Genomic DNA, 11,242 nt, shown 5'->3' on the forward strand with positions numbered 1-11,242 from the left:
GGTGGTTATTGGCGTTGGTGGTAGAGGTTTCGTTGGGGTTGCCGGCTGGGGTCGATGTCCGGTGGGGGGATGAAGTCGGGGCGTCGGTCGGGTCCGAGTCGGATTTGCCAGCCGGCGGTGGGGTCGTGGATCAGCTGGTGGTGCTGGCGGCACAGCAGGGCCAGATTGTCCAGGTTGGTGGGGCCGCCGCGGGACCAGTGCTGCAGGTGGTGGCCCTCGGTCCATCGGGGTGGGCGATCGCAGCCTGGGAAGGTGCATCCTTTGTCGCGGATGTGCAGGGCGCGGCGGATGGCGCCGGTGGCGTGGCGTCGGCGGCGGCCGGCGTTGAGGATCTGGCCTTGTCCGCCGAGGATGATGGGCAGGATGCGGGCGTCGCAGGCCAGCCGTCGCACCGTTTCGGGTGAGAGGCGTTGGCCGGTGTCGGTGGTGCCCGCGCCGAGGGTTTGGGTGAGTGGGTCGTAGGCGACGGTGACCGAAAGCTGGGGTGGTTCGCCGCCGTCGACCGGGAGTTCGGTGGTGCGTAGCGCCAGGCGGCAGATGTCGGTCAGGGCGTCTACGCGTTGCTGGGCGGGGGTTCGGTTGTCCTTGGGGTCGGGCTGGCACAGGGGGTGCAGGGCGGCATGCACGACGGCGGCGTCTTCAGCACCGAGCAGCCCGGAGATCCGGACCATGCCATTGAGCGGCATGGACAGGGTGAGGCCCCGTCGCTGCTGGGCGCGGGCCTCCTGCCGGGTCAGGGCGGCGCGGTCGGCCTGGTCGGCGATCTCGGGGGCGACGTGGTCGAGGATGCGTTCCCCTACCCGCCTGAGCTGGTAGGCCGGTAGCTGCCCGGCCAGGTCGATCATCGCTTTTGAGGCGTCCTGCATGATCTGGGCGCTGTCGACGGGGTCGTCGAGGCCGGCGAGATTGTCGGGGATCGCGTGGAGGGTCGAGGCGATCACGGTGGCTTGGCGCACGTCAGCCTGGCCGTCCAGGACCACCTGCTGGATGCTCGGGTCGTGTAAGGCGGTGGCCTGTTTGACAAGATCCCGGGCTGGTTGCGGGTCGAGCAGTAGCAGGGAACGCAGCCACCCCGCCGTCGAGCGATGTCCCTGCTCGGCGGGAATGCCACGGTCGGCGGCCTCATGAACCAGCCGTGCCTGCAACACCAGCACGGCCTGTTCCGCCCGCCGTGCCAACCGCAGCGCATCCGCCAGCGAGGCATCGGTCAGCTGCCACAGCGGAGCTGCGGCGAGCATCGCCGCGTCATCACCGAGTTGCTCCACCTGCGCCAACATGAGTACGATTTTGGCACAGGTGTACGACAACATTCCGCCCCAGAAGCCCGCTGGGACAGACCAAAACCCGACACCAGAGGAGGGCAGGAGCGGGGGCAAGGAAGAGGGCGGCAGGGGAGAGCAGAAACGGGGACGGCGCGAAGAGCGAGGTCCTCAAAGGGCGGCGAGGAGGGCGAGGTCCCCAGAAGGCCGGCGAGAAGGGCGCGAAGGGCGAGGGCGAGAAGGGGAGAGGGCGGCAGGGTGAGTTCATGGGGGCATGGAGACGGCAGCAAGAGGGACGCATCAGGGGGACAGCAAGAGGGCCGGCGCCCGAAGGCGCCGGCCCGTCAGTCAAGGATGGCTCAGCTGAGCCGGCTCTCGATTGCCTCGATGATGCGCGGGCGCAGTTCGGCGGCGCTGATGACGGCGTCGACCGATCCGACCTTGACGGCCCGCTGGATGTTGTGGACCCGGTCGAACTCGGCGGCGACCTCGCCGAGCTTCTCCGCCCGCACCGAGGCCCGGGTCTCGTCCAGCTCCGCGGTCAGAGCAGCCCGTTGCGTCCCGCTGGCAGCCGCGACCCGGGCCTCCAGGTCGCGTACCCGCGGGTCGGCGGCCGTACGACCCTTGACCTCGCCGGAGAAGACGACGGCCGCGGCAGGCGCCCCGCCGAGGACCGAGGCGAACGAGCCTTCGAGGGCCAGCACCGTCATGTTCGGGTTCAGGGCCTTCGAGAAGACCACGAATGCCCCGCCGTGGTAACGCGAGATCACGCAGAACACGATCGGCCCGCGGAAGTTGACGATGGCGCGGCCGATCTCGGCGCCGTACTCCAGTTGGAGCTTGCGCATCGATTCCGGGGAGCCATCAAAGCCGGACAGGTTCGCCAGGACGACCAGGGGACGGTTGCCGCTGGCCGCGTTGATCGCCCGGGCCGCCTTCTTGGACGACCGGGGGAACAGGGTGCCCGCGGTGTACGTGTCAGGGCCGTCGGTGGGCGGGAACCCGCGCCGCGGGACGGACCGGGACTCGATGCCCAGCAGGCACACCGGGATGCCACCCAGGTGCACGTCCTGCACCGCGGCGGTCTCCGCATCGGCCATGCCGGCCCACCGCTCCAGCACCGGGTGGTCCTGGTCGGACAGTGCGCGCATCACCGTACGAATATCAAACGGCTTTTTGCGGTCGGGGTTGGAAGCGGCGGAGAAGATCTGCCCCACCGTGGTGAAGTCACTGCCATCCAGAACGTGAGGGAAGTCCGAAATGTCCCGAGACGCAGGGTCGCTGGTGGCAGCGCGCCGCGGCGACGTCTCGCCAGGAGCAACGTACGCGTGGTCGTAATGCGCCATCAGCACCTTACGGGCGGCCGTGAGATCCGGCGCCCAGTACTGCGCCTGCCCGTTCGGCCCCATCACCCGGTCGTACCCGCCGATGCCGAAGTTGTCCTCGGCAGACACGCCGCCGGAGAAGTCCAGCGACTGCTTACCGGTCAGCACCATCGCCGAATCCGGCGTCATGACCAGGATGCCCTTGGTGTGCATCAGCATCGTGGCCTCGGCGTTCCAGTACGGCTGCGCCCCCACGTTGATACCCGCGACGACGATGTTGATCTCGCCGCCGTCCTGGGTGAACTCCACGATCCGCTTCAACGCGGCCGCCACCCAGTCCATGTTCTCCGTGCCGGACTCCATCGAGATCCGCGCACCGGACGACAACGCGTACCACTCCAGCGGCACGTGCAACTGCGCGGCCAGATCGAGCGCGGCGATGACCCGGCGGCACTCCGGCTCGCTCAATGCACCGAGGGACTTCGTCGGGTCGCCGAGCAGCACGACCCGCTTGATGCCCTCCGGGTAGAGCGGGGTCACGGTGCTGACCACGCCCGCGACGATCGCCGCGGTGTTCTTGCCCTTCGGGCGGTCGACCGGGACCAGCGTGTGCGAGGCGTCCAGGTCGTGCTCGGTGAAGTCACCCAGCAGACCGGTCAGCTCGTACGGGTAGACGGTGTTGCGCCCGGCCGCACGCAGGACCTTCTGCCGGTAGCCGTCCAGCGGCTCGATCGGCGCGTCGGAGGGGGCGTCGACGGTGAGCTGGGTGCCCCCGGCGGCGTCGAAGGCGATCCGGACGGCGACCTTGGTCAGCGCACCAGTGCGGGGGTCACGCTGGCGGCCGATGAACAGGATCTCCTCCAGGCCGGCGCCGGCGGTGGTCGGGCGTACCCGTCCGGCGATCATCTCCAGCTCGGCGCGGGTGATGCCGATGACCGGCCAGACGTACACGACGACCCGGTTGGTGTTGAACCTGTTCTTCGAGGCCCGCCGGGACTGGGCGCGGCGGATCGAGTCGAGGCAGGTGGCGATGACGTCCTCGGCGGTGGGCAGCGCGACCAGGCGGCCGTCCTGCTCACGCAGCTCGGTCAGATCGCGGACCTGGGCGAACGCGACGAGCCGGTCGTCGTTGGGGTTCTGCCGGGCGACGCACTGGAAGAGGTAGACCTCCTCGTCGGAGGACGGCAGGCGGGTGAGGTCGAACTCGCGGAGCCGCTCCAGCTGCATACGCTGAGCAATGTACGGGTGCAGCCCGCGAATCAGCCGCTCCTCCGCAAAGCCGGCGCCGGCCGGGCGGAACGTGAAGTGGTGGTGCATCACGGCGCCGTTGCGCCCGGCGACCGTGGCCGTCACCCGGCGTACCTGGCTGGGCAGGGGGTTGGCGTTGATGACCTCGTGCAGCGCTGACGCCATCGCGTCGGAGTCCGCGGACTGGTTCTCCCAGGCGAGGTAGATGTCGGCGTCGACGGCCTGCCCGGCGAGCCCGGTGGCCAGCTCGTCGAGCCCGCGCAGCGCGCTGCCCAGGGCGTCGAAGTTGACGGCGGCGGAGAAGACCTGCGAGCCGGCGCGCTCGGCGATGACGAACGTCGTGCCGCCGGCCACGCCGGTGCGGATGCCGGTGATGGCCTTGTTGCCGTAGTAGCGCCGGTGCAGCACCTCCAGCATGGCCGTGTTGTCCAGGCCGGCGCGGACGATCCGCTGCCCGAGCAGGCGGACCAGGGGCTCGGTGCTCCGGACCATCTCGGCGATCCGTTCCGCACGATCCACAGCCTGTGGGTACGCGTCCAGGTGCCGCAACTGCCGGCGCACGCCTGCGTACACGTGGGCCCTGTTCCGGCGCAGCAGGGGCTGGGCGAACCACGCGAAGACCACGCCGCGGGCGAGATCGGCGACCACCGGGAACCGGACCTGCGTGGCGGCGACGAGGCGTTCCAGGGCGAGACCGGCCGGCTCGCGCAGCACCTCGTCCGGCGGGGCCTCCTGCAGCCAGGAACGCAGCAGCGTCGTGACGACGGTCGCGTCGGCAGCCGCGCGCTGCTGGGCGAGGAAGATCCGGAACACCGCGGCTTCGAGCTCGGGGGTGCGCTCCAGGTCCTTGACGCCGTAGTGGCCCAGCGCCGTGCCGAGCCGCGCCTGGAACGCCGCCGGCAGTCCGGCCCGTTCCACGTCGAGGCTCTGCAGGTAGGTGTGGAGGTACTCGCGGGCACTGTGCACGTGGGTGTCGCTGCCGCCGTCGTCACCGGCCGGGCGGTTGCGGCTCAGCTCGGCGAGGTCGGCGAAGACGTCGACGAGGTCGAGCTCCTCGGCGAGGGCCCGCTGACCGTCGGCGGCGAACTCCTTGCGAGCGGTGACGTAGTCCGCGAGGACCCGGCGCTCGTCGTGCGGGTCGGCGTCGTAACCGAGCAGCAGGCTGCGCAGGTCCTCCTGGCCGCGGGCGACCCGCTCGCGGACCGGGCTCGCCGCGGTCACCTCGGGCAGGTCCAGCTCGATGGCACCGGCCGACGACACCTCCTGCGTCTCGTTCTCGTCGGCGATCGGTTCGAGGCGCATCAGCGGGGCGCCGGTCTCGACCTGGCTGCCGACGGAGACGACGCACTCCTTGACACGGGCCTTGAACGGCGCGCGCAGGACGTTCTCCATCTTCATGGCCTCGAGGACCAGCACCGGGGCGCCGGCCTCGACCTCCGCGCCGACCTGCAGCGGCGTCGCGACGACCAGGGCGGGCATGGGGGAGCGCAGGACGCCGCCCTCGTCACGGCTGACCCGGTGCGTCACCCCGTCGACCTCGACCAGGTGGATCGGGCCGAAGGTGCTGGTGAGCAGCCGGTGCCGGACGCCGTTGACGAGGATCTGCCCGGTGTGCCGGTCGAAACGGTCGAGCACCACATCGGCGGTACGCACGTCGGTCCCGGCCTCGATGCCCACGCGGAACCGGTGGGCGCCGACGCGCGCGACGCGTACGCGATAAGCCTGTCCCCGCAGTTTGAGATCGAGGGGCCTGCCGCTCTGGTGCTGCACCTGCGGGCGCCCGCCGAACGCGGTCGACAGCAGCCGCTGCCGCTCGACGCGCTCCTCCTCCTCGTACGCCTCGATCGCGGCCGCGGCCAGCGCGACGGCGGAGTGCTTGTGGGAGACGAGCCGGCCCTCGGCGCGTACCCGGTCGATCCAGCCGGTGTCCGCACTGGCGTCGATGACCTCGGGCTGGTCGAGCAGATCGAGCACGAAGCTCTTGTTGGTCGCGCCACCCTCGATGATCACCGTGGTCTCGGCCATCGCCCGGCGCAGCCGGCCCAGGGCCTCCGCGCGGTCGGCACCGTACGCGATGATCTTCGCGATCATGGAGTCGAAGTCGGCGGGGATCGTGTCACCCTCGCTGACACCGGTGTCGACCCGGATGCCCGGCCCGGACGGCAGGTCGAGCAGCACGATGCGCCCGGGGGAGGGCGCGAAGTCCCGGTCGGGGTCCTCGGCGTTGAGCCGGGCCTCGACGGCGTGCCCGCGCTCGGCCGGCTGGACGCCCTCGAGCTTGCCGCCGGACGCGACGTGCAGCTGCGCCTTGACCAGGTCGAACCCGGTGGTGGACTCGGTGATCGGGTGCTCGACCTGCAGGCGCGTGTTGACCTCCAGGAACGCGAACAGCCGGTCACCGGGGTGGTAGAGGAACTCGACGGTCGCCGCGCCCCGGTACCCGACCTTGACGGCCAGCCGCTCGGCGGAGCTCTTCAGCTCGGCCACCTGGGCGGCGTCGAGCAGCGGCGACGCCGACTCCTCGATGACCTTCTGGTTGCGCCGTTGCACCGAGCAGTCGCGCACCCCGAGCGCCCACGCGGTCTCACCGTCGGCGATGACCTGGACCTCGACGTGCCGCGCACCCGTGACCAGGCGCTCCAGGAAGACGATGCCGCTGCCGAAGGCCCGCGCGGCCTCCTGACTCGTCCGCTCGTACGCGTCGGCGAGCTCGTCCGCACTGGTCACGACCCGGATGCCACGCCCACCGCCACCCGCGGTCGCCTTCAGCATCAGCGGGTACCCGATGTCCGACGCGGCGACCAGCGCGGCGTCCAGCGTCTCGACGGCGCCGCGGCTCCACGGCGCGACCGGCACGCCGACCTCCTCGGCGATCAGCTTCGCGCCGATCTTGTCACCGAGCTTGCGCATGGCGTCCGCGCTCGGGCCGACGAACGTGACGCCGACCTTCTCGCACAGCTCCGCGAACGCCGGATCCTCGGCGACGAATCCCCAGCCCACCCAGGCGGCGTCGGCGCCGCTCTCGACCAGCGCGCGCTCCAGCGTCTTCAGATCCAGGTACGGCCGGGCCGACGCGGGCCCGAGATCGTACGAGAGGTCGGCCTCCCGCACGAACGTCGCCGTCCGATCGACGTCGGTGTGCAGGGCAACGGTCTCGATCCTGGTGCCCGTCTCCGCGGCGATGTCCCGTACGGCGTGGATGAGCCGCATCGCGGCCTCACCCCGGTTGACGATGGCGACACGACTGAACACCCGACCGAGCCCTCCTGTAGTCCAATGTCTTACGCACCGTGACACATGGGTCCACGGCAGTGTTCACCCTTCCGCTTGAGGCCCACTGGCGCCATGCTGAAGAGCGGCACTCTGAGGCGCCACAGTTGTAGGAAACCAACAAAAACCGTTGGCACCCACCCCGAACTCCCGTGCGTACCCCCTATGTGGCTGACTCTGTGACCTGGGTCACTGAAACGAACCTATTGGCCGTGGTGGGCCACTTGCGGGTGTGATTGCTGTCGAAGCTGCTCTGCGGATGCCGCGGCAGGCGGGCCGTGTGACGTCGGCTGCCCGTCAGCCCGGGCCGAGTGATGGGGTGCCGATGCGGGAAGCGGCGTTCCGTGCCTATTTCGAGGATCAGCATGACTCGTTCTCGAGGCTGGCGTACCTGCTGACCGGGGACGTGTCGGTGGCTGACGATCTTGCGGCGGATGCGCTGACCGAGGTGTGGCGCCATTGGGACCGGGTGGTGGCGGCGGAGCATCCGGCTGCGTACGGGCGGGGGATCGTCACCAACCTTGCCCGGCAGTGGGTACGCCGTCAGCAGCGCGAGCGGCTGCGGCTGCTGGAGCCGTTCCGGCGCGCTCCGGAGTCCGACATTCCCGCCGTGCTCGACGTTCGCAGCGCGTTGCGGCGGCTGCCGCATCGCCGGCGGGCGTGTGTGGTGCTGCGGTACGCGTTCGATCTGTCCGAGCGGGAGGTCGCCGGGATCCTCGGGATCTCGGTCGGCGCGGTGAAGAGCTCGACCTCGCGCGGTGCCAAGCAGCTCACCGGCCTGCTGGGCGGCGACACGACCCTTATCGACGGTTGGGAGACGGCGCAGTGACACTCGTCGAGGATGAGGTGCGCCGGGCGATTCGCGCGGAGGCCGCCGTGCACCAGCCGGACAGCCAGGCGATGTACGACCGGATCACGCGGACGGCGATGCGCAGCGAACGGGCCGCGCGGCGATCACCCGCTCCGATGTGGGTGGCCGGTGCCGCCGCGGCGGTGGTCGCGCTGCTCGGTGGGGGCGGGCTGGCGCAGTGGGCGCTCGCGGGGGAGCGGGGGCCGATCCCGGAACCGCCCGCGCCCGTGGTCTCGCTGGCGTCGCCGCTACCCACGGTGACCGCCCCCGGCACGCCGTCACCGAGCGTGTCCAAAAAGCCGCCGGCCAGCAAGCCGGCGACGAGCAGGCCGGCCACGGACAGCCCGCTGTGGACGGACGGCTCGGTCGACGCGGACGAGGGTGCGAGCCAGGGCACGAGCGTGGTCACGGTCAGGACCACGCAGGAGCTGAGCGAGCTGGTGGTCCTGGTCAGATTGACGCGTACGCCGGAACTCGTCTCGCGCGGCGGCAGTCAGCGGGTTCCGGGGGCGAGCGTCACGAGCACGGTCAGCGAGGAGCAGGACTCCCTGGTCTACCGTTTCGAGCTGTCCTCGGGCGACTCGGTGCCCCCCGGCACGTACTCGTTCTACGCCCGCTACACGAACGCGGACGGGGGCCGGGATGCCGGCGATGACGCGTACGGTGTGGTGGCGAAGACCTCGGGCGGCACCGAGCTGAACCTGACCGGCTCTTTCTGATCTCAGCAGGGGGTTTCTAACTTCGCCGGTGCCGGCTGCGGCGCTTCCTGCGGGGCCGCAGCGCCACCGCGACCACGCCGCCCACCGCGACCGCGGCACCCGCCCACGGCAGCATGGACCGGGTCGCCGACGTGGGCTCCGGGGCCGGCGCGGCTTTCACCGCGGCGCTGGGCCTGGGCTTCGCGGGGAGCGACGGCTTGGGCGCCGCGGACGGCACGAGATCCTTGCCGACGACCGACTTGATCCACGGGACCAGATTGTCGGTACGCCCGGCGGCGTCGGCGCCCGTGTGCGGGCAGCTCGGGCCGTGACTGACGACCCCGACGACGGTGACGACGCCGTTCTTGGCCTCGGTGAAGTACGGGCCACCGGAGTCGTGCTCGCAGGCGCTGGTGTTCTTGTGCGGGGCCGTACCCGTCATGCCGATCTCGGCCTTGCTGACCGACGTCACCTTGAACGTGCCGGTCTGCATCCGGTCCGGCAGCTCCTGGTCGCTCTCGTCGGTGAACCCGAACCCGGTCAGACGCACGCTGGTGCCGACCGCCGGTGCCTTCGTGCCCAGCTTGAGCGGGGTGATGCCGGTGATCGCGCGGTCCAGCTTCGCGAGCGCGACGTCGGCGACCCCGGCCTGCTTCACCGCGATGATGTCGGCCTCCTGGCCGTCGTCGCCGGTGAGGTCCGCGCGGCCGACGGTGGCGAACGTCCGGATCGCGACCACCTTCGAGACGCGCTTGTTGTTCACGTCGCGGAAGCAGTGCCCGGCGGTCAGCAGCCAGTGCGGCGAGATCAGCCCGGCCGAGCAGGAGCTGTCGCGGCGCCCGCCGTCCGGCGTCGGGATGCCGATGTCGGTGATCTTCACCGCGAACGGATACTTGCCGTCCGGCACGTCGTCCCCGCGGGCGATCGCCGCCGCGGGAGCGGGCACACCGGCGACCAGAGCGGCGACAGCTGCCACGACCACCACCACTGCGCTACGAACCCGTTGCGTAGCGTTTATCATCCCTCGCCCCTTTGGTCCGCTCGGCAGCGGCCGCCATAGTGGCATCCCTGTGCCACTCCCGGCACTGGCAAAAGAGGGGCCACTTCCGGCACTGGCAAAAGAGGGCAGTCAGGCCGCGGTCGGCACCCGCCGGTCGCCGCCGCCGCCGAAGTAGTTCAGCGTCGCCTGCGTCTTGGTGAGCTGGTCATCGGCGATGTCGACCCGATGCGCCCGCAACACCGCGGCCAGTCGCTTGGTCACCCGCAGGGACTCCGCCGTCGCACAGCGCGTGGAGATCTCCAGGATCCTGGACCCGTCGGGGTACGTCCACCGCTCGACGGTCAGCGCACGGTCCATCCCCGCCGGGGTGACCTTCGCCCGGCGCACCTCCACCGGCCCCAGCAGCATCAGATCGTCGAACCGGACCTCGGCCGGCGCATGCGCCGCGAAGAGCTCCAGCTGCCGCTTCGAGAACAGCTTGCGCAACGGCCGCTTCTCGGTGATCGCCCGCTCGACGTCACCCGCACCGAGCCGCTCCTTCAACGCCCCCGAGCACACGAAGTTGCCCGGCATCGCGTCGACCTCGACCACGAACTGCTTCGACCGCCGCAACCGCCCCGGCAGACTCCGTGGCTCCACCGGCCGCAGCTTGATCACCGAGTCCCCGGCCTGCCGGGCCTTGCTGCGCACCCGCACCACGATCCCGTGCTTACGCAGCGCCAGCCCCAAGGTGTCGAGGAAGTAGACCCGCCGCGCCGACGCCCGGCTCATCCGCACCCCGAGCGCCGCACACGTCGCCGCCTGCGCCGACACGGGCACGACAAGCTTGAGCTCCATCTGCCCGGCCTCGCCGCTGAGCACGAGCATCCGCTCGAACTCATCGTCCCCCAACCGCCAGAACTCCTGCGCCGACCCCAACTACACCAACGTCCTCTGCTCGCCCCACCCGGAACCCCAGGTGATTCTTCCACCCCTGACAACCCCGCCCCGCCCGATCCCACCCCGGGGAGACCTGATTCACCCGCCCATCGGCGTATCCCACCCCCACCTGAGCAGTTGTGGTGTACGGCCGAAGGCACCCGTACGAGCAAACAGCCGATCACCGCGGCCCTCCGGCACACCCCGGTCGCCTGACCGGAACTCCGTCGCCCTCCGGGGCAGCCGCTGCCACCATGTGACCATGAGCGGTGGCCCCCAGGAACCCCAGCCGGAACAGTCCGAGCGCTGGCCGCAGCCGATCAGCGCCGGCCACTGGACCGACACCGACGGGGTCCGCTGGCACCTGCGCGGCCGCCGCATCGACCAGCCCGGCCCGCCGCTGCGCCGCCTGCTCAAGCGCCCCGGCCTGCGGGTTCTGCACGCGTACGGCCCGGACCCGCTCGAGGTCACCGGCAGCTCCCGCGACGCGCTCCTGGAACGCGTGCACCGGTTCTTCGCGGGTGAGGCCCCGCCCCACAGCGCTTTCTGGCTGGCCGAGTTCCGCAACGACGACCACCAGGCGATGCTCATCATCGAAGAAGGCTGCTGACCGGTTCCGCCCCCGGCGCCGAACCCGGCCCCGGGGGCGGAACACCTAGACGAGTAAGTCCTAA

The 11,242-nt window shown here is 70.7% G+C and carries 7 protein-coding genes; 3 read left to right on the forward strand and 4 right to left on the reverse strand.

Annotated features, from left to right (window positions below; translation table 11 throughout):
- Positions 1-5 precede the first annotated feature (5 nt).
- Both Aco04nite_RS34425 and Aco04nite_RS34430 read right to left on the reverse strand, forming a co-directional pair.
- Complete coding sequence (locus tag Aco04nite_RS34425; protein ID WP_213001416.1) at positions 6-1,277, reverse strand: HNH endonuclease signature motif containing protein; 1,272 nt, start codon at positions 1,275-1,277, stop codon at positions 6-8.
- A gap of 341 nt (positions 1,278-1,618) precedes the next feature.
- Positions 1,619-7,084 (reverse strand): ATP-binding protein, encoded by a 5,466-nt coding sequence (locus tag Aco04nite_RS34430; protein ID WP_213001417.1) that lies wholly within the window; start codon positions 7,082-7,084, stop codon positions 1,619-1,621.
- A 343-nt stretch (positions 7,085-7,427) separates the two neighbouring features.
- On the opposite strand from Aco04nite_RS34430, the gene Aco04nite_RS34435 reads away from it, so the two are divergent.
- Positions 7,428-7,931: a SigE family RNA polymerase sigma factor gene (locus Aco04nite_RS34435; RefSeq protein ID WP_213001418.1), complete on the forward strand. Its 504-nt coding sequence runs from the start codon at positions 7,428-7,430 to the stop codon at positions 7,929-7,931.
- A complete protein-coding gene (locus tag Aco04nite_RS34440) occupies positions 7,928-8,671 on the forward strand; it encodes a hypothetical protein (protein WP_213001419.1) in 744 nt (247 codons plus the stop codon). The genes Aco04nite_RS34435 and Aco04nite_RS34440 overlap by 4 nt, the downstream gene beginning before the upstream one ends.
- Before the next feature lie 16 nt (positions 8,672-8,687).
- Here Aco04nite_RS34440 and Aco04nite_RS34445 read toward each other — a convergent pair whose 3' ends face one another.
- A complete protein-coding gene (locus tag Aco04nite_RS34445; RefSeq protein WP_244876496.1) occupies positions 8,688-9,626 on the reverse strand; it encodes a S1 family peptidase in 939 nt (312 codons plus the stop codon).
- A 153-nt stretch (positions 9,627-9,779) separates the two neighbouring features.
- A complete protein-coding gene (locus Aco04nite_RS34450) occupies positions 9,780-10,541 on the reverse strand; it encodes a CYTH domain-containing protein (protein WP_213001421.1) in 762 nt (253 codons plus the stop codon).
- A gap of 289 nt (positions 10,542-10,830) precedes the next feature.
- Here Aco04nite_RS34450 and Aco04nite_RS34455 point away from each other — a divergent pair, with 289 nt between their 5' ends.
- Positions 10,831-11,178: a hypothetical protein gene (locus Aco04nite_RS34455; protein ID WP_213001422.1), complete on the forward strand. Its 348-nt coding sequence runs from the start codon at positions 10,831-10,833 to the stop codon at positions 11,176-11,178.
- Positions 11,179-11,242 lie beyond the last annotated feature (64 nt).

Source organism: Winogradskya consettensis (assembly GCF_018332715.1).
Taxonomy (GTDB): Bacteria; Actinomycetota; Actinomycetes; order Mycobacteriales; family Micromonosporaceae; genus Actinoplanes; species Actinoplanes consettensis.

Excerpts from the sequence above, each read along its gene's own strand:
- Aco04nite_RS34455 (WP_213001422.1), top strand. The coding sequence starts at position 10,831 with ATGAGCGGTGGCCCCCAGGAACCCCAGCCGGAACAGTCCGAGCGCTGG.
- Aco04nite_RS34425 (WP_213001416.1), bottom strand. The coding sequence starts at position 1,277 with ATGTTGGCGCAGGTGGAGCAACTCGGTGATGACGCGGCGATGCTCGCC.
- Aco04nite_RS34435 (WP_213001418.1), top strand. The coding sequence starts at position 7,428 with ATGCGGGAAGCGGCGTTCCGTGCCTATTTCGAGGATCAGCATGACTCG.